Origin of the sequence: Brevibacterium permense (genome assembly GCF_025506275.1) — a bacterium.
GTDB classification, from domain to species: Bacteria; Actinomycetota; Actinomycetes; order Actinomycetales; family Brevibacteriaceae; genus Brevibacterium; species Brevibacterium permense_A.
In genome coordinates this window covers 111,541-131,458 of sequence record NZ_QYCP01000087.1, presented here as the reverse complement: position 1 = coordinate 131,458, position 19,918 = coordinate 111,541, and the positions used below count along the sequence as shown (strand labels likewise).

Below are 19,918 nucleotides of genomic sequence, written 5' to 3'. Positions count from 1 at the left end.
CAGGTAGCAATTAGGGGGTGGGGATAGGGGTGTTGTGTTCTTCTGCGGCGCGGTGGGCGCGGCGGCGGTGCAGGGACTTCATACGGCGACCGCCGACGAGGCGGCAGACGACGTAGATGAGGAATGAGATCGTCGTGACGAACGGGCTGATCGGGACCACCGGCGAACCGAGCGCAATGAGGATGCCACCGACCGAGGCGGTCACGGCGAAGATCACGCTGAGCACCGGAACCCACACTGGCGAGGCCGAGAGCTGGGTCGCTGCGGCGGCCGGAGTGATGAGGAGAGCGAGGACGAGAAGGACACCGACGACCTGCACGCTCAGCGCCACTGCGAGTCCGAGGGTGAGCATGAAGACGATGGTGAGCACACTGACCGGCACACCCTTGGCTCGAGCCACCTCGGGGTCGAGGCTGGAGAACATGAGCGGACGCCAGACGATCGCCAACACCACGAGTACGGCCAGTGCACAGATGATGAGGGTGAGGATCTGGCCGGGGGTGATCGCGACGATCTGGCCGGTGAGCAGCCCGAACTTGCTCGCAGCTCGCCCGTCGTAGAGGGCGAGGAAGAGGATCGCAAGTCCCAGGCCGAAGGGCATGAGGACGCCGATGATCGCGTTCTTCTCCGAATCCTTGGCCCCGCCGATGCCGATGATGAGAGCGGCGACGACGGACCCGACGATTGACCCGGTCACGACGTCGAAGCCGACGAGCAGGGCGAAGGCAGCACCGGCGAAGGAGAGTTCGGAGACCCCGTGGACGGCGAAGGGAATGTCCCGAGCCATGACGAAGACGCTGATGAGGCCTCCGACAACGCCGAGCAGCGCCGCGGCAATGAGAGAATTGGCCAGCAGCGCCACGAGCTCGCCGTAGTCCTCGAAGGTGAAGAGGTTGGCAAAGATCTCAGGAATGCTCATCGGTTCACCACCGTCCCGTCGAGGTCGAAGGAGTCATCGGGCAGGTTGTGGTGGTCGACGCACTCCTCTTCACCGCCGACGACGACGAGGCGGCCGCCGACGCGGACCACTTCGACCTGAGTCCCGTAGAGGCGGGACAGCGATTCGGTGGTCATCACCTCGGCGGGAGTGCCGAAGAGGAAATGCCCGCCGACGATATAGAGCACCCGGTCGACATACGGCAGGATCGGGTTGATCTCGTGGGTGACGAAGACGACGGCGGTATCGCGTTTGACCCGCTGTTCGTGCAGCAGCGCGGCCACCACCTGCTGGTGGTGCAGATCGAGGGACAGCAGCGGTTCGTCGCAGAGCAGCACCGTGGGATCATTGGCCAGGGCCTGGGCCACACGCAGTCGCTGCAGCTCACCGCCGGAGACCGTGCCGGCGGGGGCATCGGCATAGTCGGTGGCGCCGACGGAGGCCAAGAGGTCTTCGACCTTCTTCTTCCGTCCCCGGGACAGCAGGCCCATCCCCCACCGGTGACCGTCGATGCCCATGCGCACCAGATCGCGGCCGCGCATCGGAGTGTGCGGATCGATTCCGCGCTGCTGCGGAATGTAGCCGATGGCGGGGTTGCCCTTGTGCACTTCCCGACCGCCGACCTCAGCGGTGCCGCCCGACAGCGCATTCTGTCCCAGCAGCACCTTGAGCAGGGAGGTCTTGCCGGTGCCGTTGGGGCCGAGCACGGCGAGGAACTCCCCGGGCGCGACGTCGAGGTCGAGGTCGTGCCAAAGCACTCGCGGGCCGAACCGCAGTTCAGCGTCGCGCAGTCGAATCACCGGCTCCCTTCGCGTTGCCGGTGCGGAAGCGTCGGATTCCTTGGCCATGTTCAGTGCTTGTGCCCTTCGAGTGCGGTTGAGATTTCGGTGATGTAGCCACCCATCCAGTCGGCGTAGTGCGTTCCCGAAGGCATGGTCTCGGCGAGGTCGACGACCGGGACGTCGGAGTCCTCAGCGGTGGACTTCAAGGCCTCTGCCTGCGGACCTGCCGCTTGAGTATTGTATCCAAGCAGCACGGCATCTCCATCGGAGATCTGCTTCTCCGCGGCCTTGAGCACCAGCGGCGGCACATCATTGCCCTCTTCGACGGCGGCGAGGAACTCCATCGACGTGACGTTCTCCAGCCCCATATCGTCGAACAGCCACAGCGGAATCGGTTCGGTCGCCGCGACCTTCTCGCCGCCGTGCTCCTTCTTCACCGCATCGATATCGTCCTGCAGAGCGGACAGCTGCGCCTTGTACTCATTCGCGTTCTCCTCGAACTCGCCCTGATGTTCCGGCAGGGCCTCGCCGAGGTGGGTCGCCGCCTCGTCGACGAGCTTCGTCATCGTCGGCACCGAGTACCACAGATGTTCGTTGAATGATCCGTGATCGTGGCCTTCGTGGCCCTCTTCGGCATGTTCATGATCATGTGCCTCCTCACCCTCGTGAGCGTGCCCGCCGCCGTGGGCTTCCTCGTCATCATGGCCGTCACCGTGATCATGGTCGTGCGGTTCGTTGCCGAGGCCTTCCGAACCGGGCAAGCCGGAGATCGAAACGGCATCGATGATGTCGACGTCAGCACCGGAGGCATCGAGCATTCCGGTCATGAATGCGTCGTAGCCGCCGCCGTTCTGTACGACGAGGTCGGCCTTCGACAGTTTGAGTCGATCTTGCGTGGTCGCCTCGTAGGAGTGCGGATCCTGGTTCGGGTCGTCGATGATCGGGCTCACCTCGGCGAAGTCGCCGGCTACCTGGGAGACGATATCGGCGTAGACGTTGGTCGAGGTCACTACGCGCAGAGCCCCGGTGTCGGCTTCGGAAGCCTGACCCCCGCAGCCGCTGAGGACCAACGTCGCCGAGGAGGCGATAGCAGCGGAGGCGAGAAGAATGCGCGAGGAGGTCATGGGGAGCCTTTCTGAGGCATCGAGGATGAAGCAACATCGTCGACGATACTCAGATCAGAGGCCCGCCACTAATATAAATATTTATATATAGCAAAGCTTTTATATGTTGCGGACGAGCGCTCACTTCGGCTCGTTCAAGGCAGAGCCCACCTCAGCGCCTGTCTACCGTGTGCACTCCGCGCCCGGGCTTGAACCAGTTCGGCAGCTCTGCACAAACGCGCGTAGCCTTGAACGAGCCGCCGCAGATGACGAACCGCCCGGAAGCAGGTGCTTCCGGGCGGTTGCGATCCTCAGCGGACTGCTGCACGTCACCGGTCAACGCCGGCGATCAGCAATCGAGTTGCTCAGGCGACCTTCGCCTCGAGCTTCTTGGCCAGCAGGGCGGCGATCTGCACGGTGTTCAGTGCCGCGCCCTTGCGCAGGTTGTCGTTGGAGACGAAGAGGACGAGTCCCTTGCCTGCCGGTGCCGACTGGTCGGCGCGGATGCGGCCGACGTAGCTGTCGTTCCGACCTGCAGCTTTGAGCGGGGTAGGGACCTCGTCGAGGGCGACTCCGGGAGCCTGAGACAGGATCTCGGTGGCCTGCTCGGGGCTGATCTCGGAATCGAATTCGGCGTGGATGCTCAGGCTGTGTCCAGTGAAGACGGGCACGCGCACGCAGGTGCCGGCGACCAGGAGGTCTGGCAGGCCGAGGATCTTCCGGCTCTCGTTGCGCAGCTTCTTCTCTTCATCGGTTTCGTTCTGCCCGTCGTCGACGACCGATCCGGCCATCGGCAGGACGTTGAACGCGATCGGTTCGACGTAGTTGTCAGGCTCCGGCAGGCTCACCGCGTTACCGTCGGTGGTGAGCTTGCGGGCGTCGGGCAGACCGGCTTCGAGCTGACCGGCGAGTTCCTCCACACCGGACAGGCCCGAACCGGACACTGCCTGGTAGGTGGCCACGATGAGTCGGCTGAGTCCGGCCTTGTCATGGAGAGCTTTGAGCACGGGCATGGCGGCCATGGTCGTGCAGTTCGGGTTCGCGATGATGCCCTTGGGCGGCTCATCAAGGGCATCCGGGTTGACCTCGCTGACCACGAGCGGAACCTCCGGGTCCGAACGCCACGCCGACGAGTTGTCGACGACGATGGCACCGGCCGCGGCGAAACGCTCGGCCTGTGCCTTCGACGTCGCCCCACCGGCGGAGAACAGGGCGATATCGAGTCCGCTCGGATCCGCCTCGGCGGCGTCTTCGACGGTGATCGGCTGACCCTTGAAGTCGATCGTCTTCCCGGCCGAACGGGCGGAGGCGAAGAGCCTCAGGGACCCGATCTCGAACCCGGGATCGTCGGCCAGCAGGTCGAGCATGACTCCGCCGACCTGGCCGGTCGCACCGACTACTCCGATATTGATGCTCATCGTCCGGTACCTCCGTAAACCACTGCTTCGTTGTCTTCGCTGTCGAGTCCGTAGGCGGCATGAGCGGCACGGACCGCGTCGTCGAGCAGGTCTGCTCGGGTGACGACGCTGATGCGGATCTCCGAGGTGGAGATCATGTCGATATTGACCTGGGCGTCGCTGAGCGCTTCGAACAGGGTCGCGGTCACGCCCGGGTGGGAGCGCATTCCGGCGCCGACGACGGAGAGCTTGCCGATCTGGTCGTCGTAGCGGACTTGGTCGAAGCCGATCTCTGCCTTCACACCGTCGAGCGCTTCAAGCGCCTTGGCCCCGTCGTCCATGGGCAGGGTGAAGGAGATGTCCGTCTTCCCCGGCTCGCGGGTGGAGATGTTCTGGACGATCATGTCGATATTGGCTTCCTGCTTGGCCAGAGTCTTGAAGATCTCAGCGGCCTTGCCGGGGACATCGGGAACCCCGACGATCGTGACCTTGGCTTCCGAGCGGTCGTGGGCGACGCCGGAGATGATTGCCTGTTCCATGGTGGACTCCGTTTCTGGTTCCGCTGCCGGGGTCGATGATCCCCGGCCCTGGCGAAAGGCTTCGGGGATGGGTGAATCGGTCACCCAGGTTCCTTGGTTGCGAGAGAATGAGGACCGCACGTGCACCGGCACGTTGTAACGGCGGGCGTATTCGACGCAGCGGAGCATGAGGACCTTAGCGCCCGAGGCGGCCATCTCCATCATCTCTTCGTAGCCGATCTCATCGATCTTGCGAGCCGTGGGCACGATCCGCGGATCGGCGGTGAAGACGCCGTCGACGTCGGTGTAGATCTCACACACATCGGCATCGAGCGACGCGGCCAGTGCCACAGCGGTGGTGTCGGAGCCGCCGCGGCCGAGTGTGGTGATGTTCTTCGCAGTCTGGCTGACGCCCTGGAATCCTGCGACGATGGCGACGTATCCCTCGTCGAGGGAGGACCGGATGCGACCGGGAGTGACGTCGATGATTCGGGCCTTGCCGAACTGCTCATCGGTGATGACTCCCGCCTGGGAGCCGGTGAAGGACTGGGCTTCGAAGCCGAGGTTGGCGATCGCCATGGCCAGGACCGCCATCGAGATGCGCTCACCGGCGGTCAGCAGCATATCGAGTTCGCGGGCGGGTGGCATGGGGGAAACCTGTTGGGCCAAGTCGATGAGATCATCGGTACTGTCACCCATGGCCGACACCACGACAACTACTTCGTGACCGGCTTGACGGTACTCGACAATTCGTTTGGCCACCCGCTTGACCGATTCCGCATCGGCTACCGAGGACCCACCGAACTTCTGGACGACTATGCTCACTGCAGTATCTTCCTTATCGCTGATAAGTTCCGTGCCAGGCGATCGATTCCATGGTTCCAAACATGGAGGTCTCGTGCTGCATCGATCAGGATTTCAGCCGTGTCGGGCTCCCGGCACCTGAACCATTGTATGAGGTACGTCATTCCGCTTCACCTTCGCCCGTCATTCAGACACCGCCTGACCGGGCCGAATGTCCGCCCCTGCAGACCCGAGCGTTGACTGTGCACATAGGCGAGGCGGCGGTTGGTCACCGGGCGTTCAGCCCCTGCTCAGCAATCGTTATAAACGAGGCATCGTGGAACGCCGGATTCACTCGCCGAGGCGGCCCGCCGGCTTCGCGCCGACGGGGGCTGCTCTTGACGGTCAGTCCGACCGTCGCTCCACGGTGAAGAGGTCACCAGGCTGACAGTCGAGGACCTCGCACAGAGCGATGAGAGTGGAGTAGCGCACGGCCTTCGCTCTGTTGTTCTTGAGCACGGAGAGGTTCGCAAGCGAGACCCCTACGCGTTTGGACAGTTCGGTCAGGCTCATGTCTCGCCGGGTCAGCAGACTGTCGAGGTGGCAGATGACCCGGGAGGAGTCGGATTCCTCGACCATCATACGAGCCCTTCGAGCTCTTCTTGAGCTTCGCGTCCTGATCTGAAGCACCGCCGCAGCAGCTCGGCGCCGCCGACAACCCCGAGAATGAAGAATGCGTGGACGACGGTGATTCCCGGCCCCACTTCATCAGCGATGCCGATGTCGGCGGAGATCCAGTTGCCGCCGGGAACCTTGGTGATGAAGGGGAGAATCCACCCGATCGCCACTATCCACTCGAACGCCGCAAAGACGCGGGATGCCCGGAGCGTGAAGGGTGTTCCCGCCGCGATGTCACGGATGACAGGCACCAAGGAGATCGCGGCTGCCAACACGGTGAGGATGAGAGTGACTTCGGCGATGGTCACCAACACGACCGCTCCGGTCGAGACGTCGGACGTCGGACGTCGGAACGACGATCTCGGCGAATCCGGACAGGGGTGAAGCCGACCGCCAAACCGATCCATAACTCGTAACCTGTGCCGAATGCCTTGCGCTTCTGAGGTTCGTCGTGCGGCTGCTGGTCCTCTGTCGGTGACATGACAACGCCTTCTCGTCCCGGCGCGGGGCAGGCGAGCTCTTCGCCGTCCTTCGTCGCATCCGGCGACTTATCGTTCTTCGATATATCGAAAAACAATATGTTTCACGATCATCGATATGGTGTCAAGAGGGCGAAACCGAGGCCGTCAGTCGATTTCGCGACGACCGGAGAATGCCCGACCGAGGGTGACTTCGTCGGCGTATTCGAGATCGCCGCCGACGGGCAGCCCCGAGGCCAGGCGGGTGACGGTCACGCCAAGTGATCCGAGCAGGCGGACGAGGTAGGTGGCAGTGGCTTCGCCCTCGAGGTTCGGGTCGGTGGCGATGACGGTCTCCTTGACCTCACCGTCCTGCAGACGCGTCATGAGCTCTTTGATCCGCAGGCTATCGGGCCCAACTCCGGCCATCGGGTCGATGGCTCCGCCGAGGACGTGATAAAGGCCCCGGTATTCTCGGGTCCGTTCGATCGCGACGACGTCCTTGGGCTCTTCGACCACACAGATCATCGACCGATCGCGGCGCGGGTCCTGACAGACCGTGCATTCGGCTTCCTCGGAGACGTTTCCGCAGATCTCACAGAACCGTACTCGCTTCTTCACGTCGGTGAGCGCCTGGGCCAGCGCATTGACGTCCTGCGAGTCCGTCTGCAGGATGTGGAACGCCAGACGTTGGGCCGATTTCGGCCCGATGCCCGGAAGCTTGCCGAACTCTTCGACCAAGTCCTGAAGGGCACCTTCGTATACAGCGCTCATACTTCTCTTTCGTCAATGATTTCGCCGCCGAGGACCCGTGCGATCACATCGACGCCCATCTGCGGCGCTTCGGAGACGTCGAGGTCCGTGTCCGGATCATACTCGTCCTCGTCCGATCCCAACCCTTGCGGGTAGGGGTTCGGTCCTGGCGCCGAGGCACCCCCCGGTGCTGTCCCGCCTACCGGATTGGCCTGCGGAGCAGATCCGTAGCCGGGCCCGGCAGGTTGAGTGGTGGTGGCACCGTGCTTTTCGGCAAGTGCGGCGAAGCGCGATTTGAACGGTTTCGCCTCTCCCCCATGGGTTGGTGGCGGCGACTGCACGGCAGGTGCCGACTGCTCGAAGGCACCTCCTCCGAAGTCGCTCGAGGTGTCGCCGAGATCGGGAAAGTCGAGATCGTCATCGGGCGGCGGAACGACGACAGCTCCGACGTCGACAGCTCCGCTGCCGGCGCTCGTCTCGTCGACGTCGGTCGGGGCTGTGCCTGATGATGCTTGGTCGATCGGCGAGGAGTCTATCGGGGAGGGACCGTCGTTCCAATTCGGTTCCTCCCACCGCGGTTCGACATACTCCATCGGCGAATCGTCCCCGAAGCCGGACGACATTGCTGGAGCCGATTCCTGCTCGCGCGAGTCGTCAGACCGTCCGAAGTCGTCGGTCGGTGCGTTACCGGAGTCGGTCGACTCGGTTCCGGTGTCTGTCGGCTTACCGAAGAAGTCATCGTCGGACAGGTCGGGCACAACGACGTCTGGGACGGCGGGGTCGGAAGAATCGTGGTCAGGAACGCTCGGCTCAGGAGCATTCCTGTCTGATCTTTCAGAGTCGAACGGGTCCGCAGCGGGAACCTGAGCGACCGAGGATTCCGGCTCGGACTCGGCCGATCCCTCATCGGTATGCTCGGCCGGTTCACCGGGATTGTCCTGAGGTGTGGGTTCAGTCGGTGGGCCCGACTGTTCCCCCTCCTCGTCGTCGGAGGACCAGGGACCCTGTGTCGGACCGCTTGGTTCCCAGAACTTTTCGTGGTCGACCTGTGGTTTGTCGACTTCACGAGTGCCGACGACTGCGGCGACCTCCTGCGGACTCGGGCGTCGCTGGCTCGGCGCCGGTCCGTGATTGCCGCCGGAGTCATTCATAGGCGGAGCCGAGGATCCTTTACCCTGGCTGCCTCCGCCGGCAGTTCCTCCGCCGATCCGACCGACATCACCGACGTCGATACGAGCCTGGATGCCGAGAACGTCGTTGATCGCCGCCGCGAGTTTGGCCGCATGGTCACGCTGCTGGAATCCCTGCACGGATCCGGCGTTGTTGAAGCCGAGGTAGACGACCCCGTCGGAGAACGACTGCGGGATCGCATTGGCCGCGATGATCGCTCGTGTCAGTCGGCTGCGCTTCTCCACCGAGGCGAGGATGCTCGGCCATGCGCGGCGGATCGCTTCGATCTCACCGCCGATGTCGCCGGATCCAGCCACCGATGTCGCTTCCGGTGCCGCTGCCTGCTCGGACTGTCGTGAGCCATCGCCAGGTCCGGCTGGTGCCGCAGACGCGGGAGCCGACTGGCGCTGAGGCTGTTTCGCCAGCGCGGAGTCCGGTGCAGGCCTGGGTGCGGAGGCACCGGCTGAGTCCTGTCTCTGTTGGTTCTCCTGCACAGATTGCGACTCATTCTGCGGCGCACCCGACGCTTCGGCCGAAGGCTCGGGCGGCGAATCGGGAGACGGCTGCTGTTCCTGCGCTGGCCGGCCCGATACTGCGTTCCGAGGGTTCTCAGCAGACTGCTGCTGCGGACCCGCGTGCGCGGTCTGAGATTGAGGTCCGGACGGCGATGCCTGCACCGGCTGGGTCTGGCCTTGCGACCCCTGCCGATCAGATTGACGCTGCTGCTCCTGCTCAGGCTGCTGCCCTGGCTGCGCCTCCGGTTCGTTGAGCATCGACTCGGCAGCCGCGGCCATGGCCGCGATATCGTCGAAGTCGTCGTGAGCTGCGCTCTGGGGCGGTCCGGCCGACGCATTCGCAGCCGGTGCTCCGGCCCCGCGGCCCGGCGCACCAGGCGACGCCTCACCTGCCGACGGTCGACCGCCCGACTGCCCCTGATCGGCAGCTGGTGCCTGCCCCCGCACCGGAGCCTGCGCCGCACCCTGATCCTGGGCCTGCGGCGGCGGCACGTTCGCTGCCACACCGGTGGCCGACATGCCGATGCGACGTTCCATCCGCTCCATACGACTGAGCACAGCATCCCGGCTGCGACCGGAACCGGGCAGCAGAATGCGGGCACAGATGAGTTCGAGCTGCAGTCTCGGCGAGGTGGCACCCGACATCTCCGTCAGTCCCACGTTCAGCAGGTCTGCAGCGCGGGAGAGTTCACCTTGTCCGAAACCATTGGCCTGCAGGGTCAGCCTCTCCAGGCGGTCCGGCGGCACTTCGGGCAGGAAGGCATGGGCCGCCTCGGGGGCGGCATTGATGACGATGAGATCCCGGAAGCGCTCGAGCAGATCTTCTACGAAGCGCCTCGGATCCTGACCGGATTCGATGACCCGCTCCACCGCGCGGTACACCCCGGCACCGTCGCCGGCGGAGAACGCATCGACGATGTCGGACAACAGCGAATCCGGAGTGTATCCGAGCAGCGCGACGGCCCTGCCGTAGTCGACTCCATCGGGCCCAGCCCCGGCGATGAGCTGGTCGAGGACCGACAGCGTGTCGCGTACCGATCCCCCGCCGGCGCGCACGACCAGCGGCAGCACGCCCTTGGCCACCTGCACACTCTCACGAGCGCACAGCTCCTCGAGGTAGTTGCCCAGGGCCTCCGGCGGCACCAGTCTGAACGGATAGTGGTGAGTCCGCGACCGGATCGTGCCGATGACCTTCTCGGGTTCGGTCGTGGCGAAGATGAACTTGATATGCGGCGGCGGCTCTTCGACGATCTTGAGCAGAGCGTTGAAGCCCTGCGAGGTGACCATGTGCGCCTCATCGAGGATGAACACCTTGTACCGATCGCGCGCGGGCGCATAGACGGCACGTTCACGCAGGTCACGGGCATCATCGACGCCGTTGTGGCTGGCGGCGTCGATCTCGACGACGTCGAGCGAACCGGGTCCGCCGTTGGCCAGATCCCGGCAGCTCGGGCATTCCCCGCACGGCACCGGGGTCGGTCCCTGCTCGCAGTTGAGGCACCGGGCCAGGATCCGCGCCGAGGTGGTCTTACCGCACCCGCGCGGGCCGGAGAACAGGTAGGCATGGTTGATGCGGCCACGTTCGATGGCGGCCTTCAGCGGATCGGTGACATGCTCTTGACCGATGACCTCGTCGAAGGTCTCTGGGCGGTATCTTCTGTACAGTGCGGTGGACACGTCCCCTAGCCTAATGCCAACGACTGACACGAGACACGGCCCCCGACTCCCTGCCGTTGTCGCTGACTTCCCGATCAGGCACGATAGAGATCATGAGCTCAGCCACCCCCTCCCCCGACGAGAACGACCCCGCTAAGACCTTCCGCATCGGCCACAAAGAGCGCGACGAGGCGATCGAGATCCTGCGCGAAGCCGCCGGAGACGGTCGGATCACGGTCGACGAGCTCGACGAACGGATGGAGAAGGTCCAATCCGCGAAGTTCCCCGTCGACCTCGACGAAGTGCTCGCCGACCTCACCACCGAGCTGCCCTCCGATCGCTTCCGACCCACCTCGGCGATCACTCCCGCCACCGGCCGCGCGATGGCGGTCACTGGCCATGATCGTTTCGATCCGCTCGTCATCAAGGCCGGTTGGGAATCCGAGGTCCGCCGTGCCAGGTGGGCGGTCCCGCCGTATATCCGCTGCGAACCGTCGATGTCGAACATCGAACTGAACTTCCTCGAGGTCGAGACCGATCTCGAGGTCATCGAGGTCGAGATCGTCGCCGGAATGGGCGCCGTCACCGTCGTCGTCCCCGCCGATTGGGCCGTCAACGTCGACCAGCTCTCGAAGACCTGGGGCAGCGTGAAATCCGTCGTCGATGCGGTTCCGACCGGACGCCGACCCCTCGTGCGCGTGGGCGGATCGATCGGCATGGGCTCCTTCAAGGCCCGCTTCGCGAACTACTTCGACCGTCGGCGAATGGCGAAATGATGGAGCCCGGACTCGGCGCGGTCATCTTCCTCACCCTGTGCATCGTCGTCGTCTTCAGCATCGGCGCCGTCCTCGTGTACCGGGTGATGAACACTCCCGGTTCGCATATCGGCTCCCGCCTGCCCAAACACGACCCCCACGCCGAGGCGGCCCCCACCGACCCGACCGACCGCGGATCTGCTGCGGACCAGTTCGACCCCGAGGGGACGAACAGCACCGACGGCCCTGACCGTCCCGAAGACCCCGAACCGCGGCGCCCTTGAAAACCGGCACCTGCCGTGATCGACTTTCACTATGTCTGAGATTCAGATCACGCGCATTGCCGCCGACGATGAATCTGCGCTGCTGACGTGGAACGACGTCATGCGCTCCGCTTACACCGATGGCCGCACCGCCGCCTGGTGGCGCAGCGCCGAGACAACGCTGGCCCAATTCGCCCACCCGCGCCCTGGAGGGCAGGACATCGCCCTGGCGGGCCGCCTCGGTGAGGAGATCATCGGCGGCGTCGAGATCAGCCTCTCCCCCGAAACTCCGACCGATATCGAACTCGGTATCCTCTCGGCTCACCGTCGGCAGGGTTTCGGCACTGCCCTCGCCGAGGCGGCCGCACAGTTCCTCGATGACGGTGACGAAACCTCGGAGATCGTGCAGACCGAAACCTTCTGCCCAGCCGGGGTCGCCTTCGCGCAGGCGCACGGGATGAGCATCGGCAACGAAGAGCACCGACTGCTGCTCGACCTGCCCGCCTACCTGGACGCCGATGCGAATCGGTACAAGGATTCGGGGGCGTCGACGGTTGTGCCCGTGATCAGGGAGGACCCGGACTTCTCGGTCACCTCATGGATCGGAGCCTGCCCCGAGGACGTGTTGGAATCCTGGACCCAGCTGCGTGAGCAGATGGATGAGGACGTGCCCGTCGGCGACCTCACCCGCACCGCCACCCATGCCAGCACCGCGGCGATCCGCAGCCATGAGGAGCGGATGGAAGAGCAGGGCTGGACCTTGGTCAGCTCGATGGCGCACGTGGGCGAACTCGCCGTCGGCTACACGGAGATCATGGTCTCGTCCCACGATCCGCAGATCGTCATCCAGGAGGACACGCTCGTCGACCGAGCCTATCGAGGCCGTGGGATCGGTCGGGCCCTCAAGGTCGCGAACCTGCGTCAGCTGCCCGCGGTCGCGGCGACCGCCTCGGCGAAATGGGTGCAGACGTACACGGCGACGGACAACGAACCGATGCTCGCACTCAACCGCGACCTCGGGTTCTTCATCGCCGACACGATGACCGCTCTGGAGAAGAAGTCCGAGCACAGCCGCGCGTGACATTCCGGTCGACTAGAGTGGGCGGTGACCCGTCCGGCCATCGAATCGAAGCAGACCGCCGTGCCCACAGAACTCCTCATCGCCGTCCTCGTCTTCATCATCGTCGTCCTCGTGACCGTACTCGTCATCCGAACACGTACCAGCAAGGCCCGCAAGCAGGAGCAGACACAACAACCGCCCGCCCCGCGCGATCCTTTCGCCGCCGACCAGAACACCGGCGGTGATCCCGAGACCATCAAAGCCGGGGACCTCCTCGAATTCGGCAACGAGAAGTTCTTCGTCCGCGGCACCCTGCGCATATCCGAGGGCGGCTACGACTGGGCCGAGCACTTCTTCCAGGCCGACGCCTCGGCGACCCGCATGTGGCTGAGCGTCGAACGCGACCCCGACGTGCAGATCGCCCGCTGGCGCGACCGCCCCGACCTCGACATCGAACCGAAGGCCCGGACCATCACCATCGACGGCACCGACTACGACCTCGTCGAGCACGGCACCGCCTCTTACCGGTCCGAAGGCACCACGGGACTGAACGAGAAGGGCGGGGTCGACTATGTCGACTACGAATCCGGCGACGGCCGCCTGCTCACCTTCGAACGCTTCGACCACGGACGCTGGGAAGTGAGCACGGGAGAGACCATCCCGACCGGTTCCTTCACCATCTACTCCGGCAGCTGATGCTCACCCTCCCCCGCCCGCTCGACGTCCCCTTCACCGACACCAGTGCCGAGGCGCTGCGGCTGAGCCTCGACCACGACCGGATCGCCCCGTTGGCTGCCCGCCGCATCGATGTGCCCACCGTAGCCGCACCCACTGACATAGAAGTGATCCGCGCCGAGGCGGCCCCGCACCTCGCCCTGACACTGACCGTCATCGGATCCTCCCACCAGGCGATCCTGAGCGCCGGGCTCACCGAGGCGTTCATCGAGACCTTCGCCTGCCTCGGCGAGGGTGGGGACGGTTCGTCTCCGAAACGACCGCGATGGGACCGCGAGGACATCCGCCACGGTCGGTGGGCCGGATTCACCGAACACCGATTCACCGCGACCCGCACCCACGTGTCCGGGGACTTCCCGACGGCCGCCGCTGAGGTGCTCGCCGCCGGTGCCGACCGTGCCCTCACCGCAGACGACCACCTCTCGGTCGCGTTCCCCGGACAGCCCGGCGCACTGACGGCACTGTCGCTGACCTGCGCAGAACCCGAACGGATCGCCTGGCAGTCGTGGCACTGCTACCCGCAGCATGGAGAGATCGTGCACAGCAGCAGCGAGTTGAGGAGGTCGACATGAGCCAGGGCCCGAACGTCTCGATGGGCGGAGGCTCTTTCGATTTCGACCGCGAAAACTCCGGTCCATCCGGCGCCCAACGTCCCGCCGGACCGCAGCAGCCCGGCGGCGGATCGGGGCGGAAGCCGCGCCGCATCGGATGCGGAACGATCATCTTCTTCGTCGTCATCCTCATCGTCATCGGCAACATGTTCCAAGGCTGCGGTTCGTCAGGGTCGTCGGCGAACTGCGGTGACTACGACCTCAGCAACGGCCAATACGTCTCGAACCCCGGCGAGGGCGATTACGAGAAGAACGGCAGCAGCTATGACTACGTCGGCTGCGACTCGTCCCGCTCCGGAGGCGGCGGCTTCTTCTTCCTCCCGTTCTTCACCGGCGGCGGATCGAACTACGGCGACGGCTCCGGCTTCCGCGGCGGCGGACCGGGCACCGGAAAATAGGCACGATCAGGCACAGCGAAAGGCAGACATGCTCCTGAATTACCTCATCTACGAGACCGGAGTCGTCCTCTCCTATGCGGGCTGCGGACTCCTCCTCATGGTCATCGGCTACTTCGTCGTCGACCTGCTCACCCCGGGCAAGCTCCACGTCATCCTGTGGGAGCAGAAGTCGCGCAATGCCGCGGTCCTCGTCGCCTCCGACCTGGCCGGAGTCGCGATCATCGTCATCGCTGCCATCCGCGCCAGCTCCGATGACCTGGCCGCAGGCATCCTGTCCACCCTCGTCTTCGGCGTCCTCGGCATCATCCTCATGGGAGTGAGCTTCGTGCTCATCGGCCTGCTCACCCCGGGAAAGACCGGCGACATCATCAACTCCCCACAGATGCACCCCGAGGTCTGGGTCAACGCCACCGCCCATCTGGGCATCGCGGGCATCATGGCCGCAGCCCTCCTTTGAGCACCGCTGACGAATCCGGTCGAACGTCGGCCGGGACCGCACCGACCGGCACCACCACCGAGGCGGCCCGCCCGATCACCCTTCCGATGCGTCCGGGGCCGGCCCGTTTCTTCGTCCTGCTCGCCGTGTTCATCTGCGCGAGCTGCGGAATGGTCTACGAGCTCGCGCTCGTGGCCTTGGGGTCCTATCTGCTCGGCGACACCATCGTCCAGGCCTCCATCGTCCTGGCCGTCATGGTCTTCGCCATGGGTGTGGGATCGCTGGCGACCAAACGGCTGACCGGGTTCGCCGCGGTCTCCTTCGCCCTCATCGAGGCGGCCCTGGGCATCATCGGCGGACTCTCCGTCATTCTGCTCTACCTCGCCTTCGCCTTCGCCGACGTCTACACGGTGGCCATGGTGGCCCTCGCGTTCGTCATCGGCGCGCTCATCGGCGCGGAGATCCCGCTGCTCATGGAGCTCGTCCAACGCATCCGCGCGCAGAAGGCCTCGAGCGCAGTGGCCGACCTCTTCGCCGCCGACTATGTGGGCGGACTCATCGGAGGGCTCGCCTTCCCGTTCCTCCTGCTGCCGCTGCTCGGTCTGCCGCGCGGTGCGCTGGCCGTGGGGATGACGAACGCGCTGGTGGGCATCCTCATCGTCCTCTGGCTCTTCCGCTCCGAACTCAGCCGCGCCGCCCAACTCATGTTGGCAGCGCTGCTTGTGCTCATCCTCGGCGGGCTCACCGTGGTGTGGGTATATACCGACGACATCGAAGTCACCACCCGGCAGCGTCTCTACCGGGATCCGATCGTGTATTCGCAGCGATCGGACTACCAGGAGATCGTGCTCACCGAGGCGAAGAGGACCGGTGATACGCGGCTGTTCCTCAACGGGGATCTGCAGTTCGCCTCGGCCGATGAGTACCGCTATCACGAAAGCCTCGTCCATCCGCTGCTGAACGGTCCGCGCCGCAACGTCCTCGTCCTCGGAGGCGGCGATGGTTTGGCCGTGCGCGAGATCCTCAAGTATCCCGACGTCGAGTCAGTCACACTCGTCGACCTCGACCCCGCGGTCCTCGCATTGGCGAAGACCTCGGAGCACTTCACCGCGTTCAACGACGACTCCCTCGACGATCCGCGGGTGACGACGATCGCCGCCGATGCCTTCACGTGGCTGCGGGAGGCGAAGCATTCGGCCTATGACGCGGTCATCGCCGATCTTCCCGACCCCGATGATGTGGCGACGTCGAAGCTCTACAGCATCGAGTTCTACGGGCTCATCCGCCAGATGATGAACCCGGAGGCGCGCCTCGTCGTCCAGGCCGGCTCCCCCTATTTCGCCCCAGAGGCCTATTGGGGCATCGGTGAGGCCGTCGCCGAGGCGGGACTGTCGACGACTCCGTATCACGTCGATGTCCCGAGCTTCGGCGATTGGGGATATTTCCTCGCCGATCTAGACGGGGAGGGTCCCGAGGTGACCGTGCCCGATGACGCCCCGGACGGGTTGAAATTCGCCACCGCCGAGGTGCTCGCCGCCTCGACGACGTTCCCACCGGACCGTGATCGCGCGGCTGTGGGCAAGGTCGAAGCCTCGACGCTGCTGCACCCGCGGGTCCTCGATCAGGAACGCGGAGCCTGGGTCGGATACTGAATTCGTCTGACACGGGCTTCTCACAACGGCAGAGGGCCGACCCACACGGGTCGGCCCTCTGCCGTCTTTCGTTCGGTGCCGTCTCTTCGTTACGGTCAGCCGGCCATGAGGCTGGCCAGGCCACCGACGATGCCGAAGGAGATTCCGAGTGCCCATCCGAGGACGAGGAGACCGAGGAAGACGAGGCCTAAGATGAAGCCCCACTTGCCCATCTCGTTGTCTCCGAAACCTGCTTCCTGTGAACGCTTGCGCGCCATGTGTCCGGTGATGATGCCGACGACGGGTCCGATGAAGTTGAAGCCGAGGAAAGTCGACAGGGTCGCCACGAGCGAGACGATGCCGAGCACTTTGCCCGGGTCCTCCTCCGCGCGTTGGCCATAGCGGTACTGCGTCGGGTAGCTCTGCGGTGCTTCGTACTGTCCGGCGGACGGGTGAGGGTACTGTCCCGCGGACGTCTGGTCGAACTGATCGGGAGTCGGGGTGGGTGCTGCGTTCATGGTGTTGGTCTCCTGGGTATCGGCTGTTGACACCAGCCTAGGAAGACGTCACCGAACGCCGACAGGGACCAATCCCCCGACCTGGATAGGGTTTTCCCGAAGTTCAGCGCACATCGACGAGTGCGTGGTCTTCTCGTCCCATGAGATAGAGAAGCAGCTCGAGAGGTGACCCGGTGATCGTCGTGGCCTCACCGCTGCCCTTCTTCCCCGCTGTGCGGGTACCGAAGCCCGGGGCTTCGATCGTCACGGGGCCCTTCGCCTTCACCGCGTACGGCAGGAGGGCCACCTTCGTCTGTGCCCACACGGTCGCGGTCTCTGTTTGCGACAGCCGACGCGGAATCCATTCGATCGCGGCCCGGCGGATGTCTTCGTGGTGGACGAGGAACTCTGTCGTGTTCATCACCGTCTCCACTCCCGGCAGGGCGCCCGGGGTCCACTTCGGCGGTGCGGCGACGAGTCCGAGCAGCCGACTGAACGGCATTTCGGCGTACTCGTCTTCCTTCGCCTGCAGGCGGTCGGTGAACTTCGGCATGAAGATGCCCGCGGCAGCGCGGGGATGACGTTCGCGGATGACGAGGTGGGTGGCAAGGTCCCTGACCGTCCACCCCTCACACAGGGTGGGGGCGTCATCCCCGGCGCGGCGGGCGGTGTCGACAAGGCGCAGTCGTTCGGCGCGAGCCAGATTGTCTCTCATGATCCTCAGTCTTCCATCCCCGGCTTGGACTCCCCTGGATGCCTGGCCGACTCGCCGCCCGATCGCCTCGCCGGCTTGCCCACGCGGTGACGAAGTCGGCGACGCGGGAGATCGACCGGAAGTCGGCGAATTCGTCTCCGCGGGTCGGCCCGTCGGTGACGATGACGACGGGTTTGCCTTCCTTCGCGGCGGTCCGAACGAACCGCAGTCCCGACAGCACTGCCAGCGAGGAACCGAGCACCACGAGACCTGCAGCTCCGTCAGCGATCCGATTGGCTGCCTGGACCCTGTTGGCCGGGACGGAATCGCCGAAGTAGACGACATCGGGTTTGAGCAGTCCACCGCATTCGGGGCAGTCGAGGACTGCGAAGCCGGCGGTGTCCTCGAGTTCGACGTCGCCGTCGGGCGCGGTTTCGACGTCGATGGGGTCGATGCCGACCTCTTCGGCGAAGTCCGGGTTGAGTTCGCTCAGTCTCCGCTGCACCCAATCGCGGTCGAACAGGTGCCCGTTGTTGCTCAGGCAGATCACTCGGTCGAGGCTGCCGTGGAGGTCGATGATGGGACTCGGCACCGGCGCTCCGGCACCGCTTCCGCGGTCGGCGGCGACCGCCTCGGCGGCGGCCTGATGGAGTCCATCGACGTTCTGGGTGATGATCCCGGCCACGGACAGCTCGGCCAGGGCCAGGTGGGCCCCGTTGGGTCGGGTACCTCGCATCCGCGGCCAGCCCATCCACGATCGTGCCCAGTACCTGGCGCGCTGATCGGGGTGGGAGAGGAAGGTCTGGATCGTCATCGGAGTCCGCGGCGGGGAATCCGGTCCGCGGTAGTCGGGGACGCCTGAGTCCGTGCTCATTCCCGCCCCGGTGAGCACCGCCCAATCCGCATCGGAATAGGTCTTCGTGAGCACGTCGATGATCTCGGCATCGGGGTGGCTGGCTTCCGGACGCACACGTCCGCGCAGGGGATCGAAGATGACTGCCATGGCTCCACTGTAGACATCTCAGCTGACGGAAGGCACCGGCCGGGACTAGGGTGGAGCCATGGTCAACGTTCTGCTCGTTCATCATTCCCCGTCCGCTGCGACGGTACTGATCGCCGAGGCGGCCGAGTCCGGGCTGCGCATGCCCGAGCTCGGCGACATCGACGTCACCATCCGCCCGGCGCTGGAGGCAAGTGTTGCTGATGTGCTCGCCGCGGATGCATATGTGCTCGGCACGACCGCGAACTTCGGCTATATCTCCGGCGCTCTCAAACACTTCTTCGACACCACGTATGACGCGGTGCGCGAGCCGACCGCCGGCAGACCGTTCTCCTACTGGATCCACGGCGGCTACGACACGACCGGGGCCGAGACCGCGATGAAGCAGATCACGACGGGCCTGGGCTGGAAGCTCGCCTTCGATCCCCTCATCTTCACCGGCGAAGTCACAGACGCACACTTGGAGAAGGCCATGGAGCTGGCCGCCACAGTAGCCGCCACCCCCTAATTACTACCTGACGGCGGCCCAGCAACCTCGCGCGAGGTTGCTGGGCCGCCGTCAGGTAGTAATGGGGAGTTTTTGGTGAAAGTACTTTCCACTATGGAAAGTAGTTGGTACTGTGGAATCACTTCCACAGAGCAACCCCAATCAGAGGAACCGACATGAACGCGAACCCCACCCCGCAGCAGGCGGCAGATCTTCTCAACCAGGTCGAAGCGAACCAGTCCCGGGCGCGCAGCGGAGATGCATGGCCACTGGTCACACTGCTCTTCGTCCTCTCCGCCGGACTCTCCGTCGGGCTCATGGCCATCGGCATCATCGACGACAACACGACTCAGCTCATCATCGCCGGAGCCGGATTGAGCTGGCTCGTCCCGGCACTGATCGTCTACCTCATCAAGGCCCTGTCCTGGAGCCGCCGTTCCACGGCCCTGCTGCTGACATGGCTGGGCGTCATCATCGTCGCCTTCATCGCCGGCGTCATGGCCGATTCGTTCGCAGCCGGCGGTCCGATCCCGTTCATCGCCGCAGGACTGTTGTGGGTCGCCGCCCCGGTCTTCTCCCTGCTGGCCCTGCGCCGCTGAGG

General features: G+C 65.0%; 22 protein-coding genes. 10 read left to right on the top strand and 12 right to left on the bottom strand.

All coding sequences use genetic code 11. The features are described from left to right. Nucleotides 1-10: 10 nt before the first annotated feature. From D3I60_RS10140 to D3I60_RS10100, 9 genes are all read right to left on the bottom strand, one after another. Nucleotides 11-919: a metal ABC transporter permease gene (locus tag D3I60_RS10140; protein ID WP_262776089.1), complete on the bottom strand. Its 909-nt coding sequence runs from the start codon at nt 917-919 to the stop codon at nt 11-13. Beyond that, a complete protein-coding gene (locus D3I60_RS10135) occupies nt 916-1,785 on the bottom strand; it encodes a metal ABC transporter ATP-binding protein (protein WP_262776087.1) in 870 nt (289 codons plus the stop codon). Before D3I60_RS10135 ends, D3I60_RS10140 begins: the two co-directional genes overlap by 4 nt. Nucleotides 1,786-1,787: 2 nt before the next feature. Further along, a complete protein-coding gene (locus tag D3I60_RS10130; protein ID WP_262776085.1) occupies nt 1,788-2,843 on the bottom strand; it encodes a metal ABC transporter solute-binding protein, Zn/Mn family in 1,056 nt (351 codons plus the stop codon). A 344-nt stretch (nt 2,844-3,187) separates the two neighbouring features. After that, nucleotides 3,188-4,240, bottom strand: a complete 1,053-nt coding sequence (locus D3I60_RS10125) for an aspartate-semialdehyde dehydrogenase (RefSeq protein WP_262776083.1) — start codon at nt 4,238-4,240, stop codon at nt 3,188-3,190. Continuing rightward, nucleotides 4,237-5,562: an aspartate kinase gene (locus D3I60_RS10120; RefSeq protein WP_262776081.1), complete on the bottom strand. Its 1,326-nt coding sequence runs from the start codon at nt 5,560-5,562 to the stop codon at nt 4,237-4,239. The genes D3I60_RS10125 and D3I60_RS10120 overlap by 4 nt, the downstream gene beginning before the upstream one ends. Before the next feature lie 363 nt (nt 5,563-5,925). After that, nucleotides 5,926-6,159 (bottom strand): helix-turn-helix domain-containing protein, encoded by a 234-nt coding sequence (locus D3I60_RS10115; RefSeq protein WP_262776079.1) that lies wholly within the window; start codon nt 6,157-6,159, stop codon nt 5,926-5,928. Next, nucleotides 6,159-6,512, bottom strand: coding sequence for a hypothetical protein (locus D3I60_RS10110; RefSeq protein WP_262776077.1), 354 nt, complete (start codon nt 6,510-6,512; stop codon nt 6,159-6,161). Before D3I60_RS10110 ends, D3I60_RS10115 begins: the two co-directional genes overlap by 1 nt. 312 nt (nt 6,513-6,824) lie before the next feature. Continuing rightward, nucleotides 6,825-7,430: a recombination mediator RecR gene (recR, locus tag D3I60_RS10105; protein WP_262776075.1), complete on the bottom strand. Its 606-nt coding sequence runs from the start codon at nt 7,428-7,430 to the stop codon at nt 6,825-6,827. Beyond that, nucleotides 7,427-10,771 (bottom strand): DNA polymerase III subunit gamma and tau, encoded by a 3,345-nt coding sequence (locus D3I60_RS10100; RefSeq protein ID WP_262776073.1) that lies wholly within the window; start codon nt 10,769-10,771, stop codon nt 7,427-7,429. The genes recR and D3I60_RS10100 overlap by 4 nt, the downstream gene beginning before the upstream one ends. 92 nt (nt 10,772-10,863) lie before the next feature. Between D3I60_RS10100 and D3I60_RS10095 the strand changes: the two genes are divergently transcribed. The 8 genes from D3I60_RS10095 to D3I60_RS10060 are packed head-to-tail and all read left to right on the top strand — an operon-like array spanning nt 10,864 to nt 16,660. Next, nucleotides 10,864-11,526, top strand: a complete 663-nt coding sequence (locus tag D3I60_RS10095; protein ID WP_262776071.1) for a DUF1707 SHOCT-like domain-containing protein — start codon at nt 10,864-10,866, stop codon at nt 11,524-11,526. Further along, complete coding sequence (locus D3I60_RS10090; protein ID WP_262776070.1) at nt 11,523-11,789, top strand: hypothetical protein; 267 nt, start codon at nt 11,523-11,525, stop codon at nt 11,787-11,789. Before D3I60_RS10095 ends, D3I60_RS10090 begins: the two co-directional genes overlap by 4 nt. 31 nt (nt 11,790-11,820) lie before the next feature. Then, nucleotides 11,821-12,849, top strand: a complete 1,029-nt coding sequence (locus D3I60_RS10085) for a GNAT family N-acetyltransferase (RefSeq protein ID WP_262776069.1) — start codon at nt 11,821-11,823, stop codon at nt 12,847-12,849. 60 nt (nt 12,850-12,909) lie between these two features. Then, nucleotides 12,910-13,524, top strand: a complete 615-nt coding sequence (locus D3I60_RS10080) for a DUF4178 domain-containing protein (protein ID WP_262776067.1) — start codon at nt 12,910-12,912, stop codon at nt 13,522-13,524. Beyond that, the gene (locus D3I60_RS10075; protein WP_262776065.1) at nt 13,524-14,135 is read left to right on the top strand and encodes a DUF2617 family protein; all 612 of its coding nucleotides are present in this window, start codon (nt 13,524-13,526) and stop codon (nt 14,133-14,135) included. Before D3I60_RS10080 ends, D3I60_RS10075 begins: the two co-directional genes overlap by 1 nt. Next, nucleotides 14,132-14,572: a hypothetical protein gene (locus tag D3I60_RS10070; protein WP_262776063.1), complete on the top strand. Its 441-nt coding sequence runs from the start codon at nt 14,132-14,134 to the stop codon at nt 14,570-14,572. The genes D3I60_RS10075 and D3I60_RS10070 overlap by 4 nt, the downstream gene beginning before the upstream one ends. Nucleotides 14,573-14,600: 28 nt before the next feature. Continuing rightward, on the top strand, nt 14,601-15,029 hold the full coding sequence (locus D3I60_RS10065; protein ID WP_173156139.1) for a DUF350 domain-containing protein: 429 nt from the start codon (nt 14,601-14,603) through the stop codon (nt 15,027-15,029). Next, nucleotides 15,026-16,660, top strand: a complete 1,635-nt coding sequence (locus tag D3I60_RS10060) for a polyamine aminopropyltransferase (protein ID WP_262776060.1) — start codon at nt 15,026-15,028, stop codon at nt 16,658-16,660. The genes D3I60_RS10065 and D3I60_RS10060 overlap by 4 nt, the downstream gene beginning before the upstream one ends. Nucleotides 16,661-16,755: 95 nt before the next feature. Here the strand turns inward: D3I60_RS10060 and D3I60_RS10055 are convergent, their stop codons facing one another. The 3 genes from D3I60_RS10055 to D3I60_RS10045 form a co-directional block, all read right to left on the bottom strand. Beyond that, nucleotides 16,756-17,157: a DUF4190 domain-containing protein gene (locus D3I60_RS10055; RefSeq protein ID WP_262776058.1), complete on the bottom strand. Its 402-nt coding sequence runs from the start codon at nt 17,155-17,157 to the stop codon at nt 16,756-16,758. A gap of 103 nt (nt 17,158-17,260) precedes the next feature. After that, a complete protein-coding gene (locus D3I60_RS10050; protein WP_262776056.1) occupies nt 17,261-17,851 on the bottom strand; it encodes a TIGR03085 family metal-binding protein in 591 nt (196 codons plus the stop codon). Beyond that, nucleotides 17,784-18,833 (bottom strand): Sir2 family NAD-dependent protein deacetylase, encoded by a 1,050-nt coding sequence (locus tag D3I60_RS10045; RefSeq protein ID WP_262776054.1) that lies wholly within the window; start codon nt 18,831-18,833, stop codon nt 17,784-17,786. The genes D3I60_RS10050 and D3I60_RS10045 overlap by 68 nt, the downstream gene beginning before the upstream one ends. Before the next feature lie 58 nt (nt 18,834-18,891). On the opposite strand from D3I60_RS10045, the gene D3I60_RS10040 reads away from it, so the two are divergent. Both D3I60_RS10040 and D3I60_RS10035 read left to right on the top strand, forming a co-directional pair. After that, the gene (locus D3I60_RS10040; protein WP_262776052.1) at nt 18,892-19,338 is read left to right on the top strand and encodes a flavodoxin family protein; all 447 of its coding nucleotides are present in this window, start codon (nt 18,892-18,894) and stop codon (nt 19,336-19,338) included. 155 nt (nt 19,339-19,493) lie between these two features. Next, nucleotides 19,494-19,916, top strand: a complete 423-nt coding sequence (locus D3I60_RS10035; protein WP_262776050.1) for a hypothetical protein — start codon at nt 19,494-19,496, stop codon at nt 19,914-19,916. Nucleotides 19,917-19,918 lie beyond the last annotated feature (2 nt).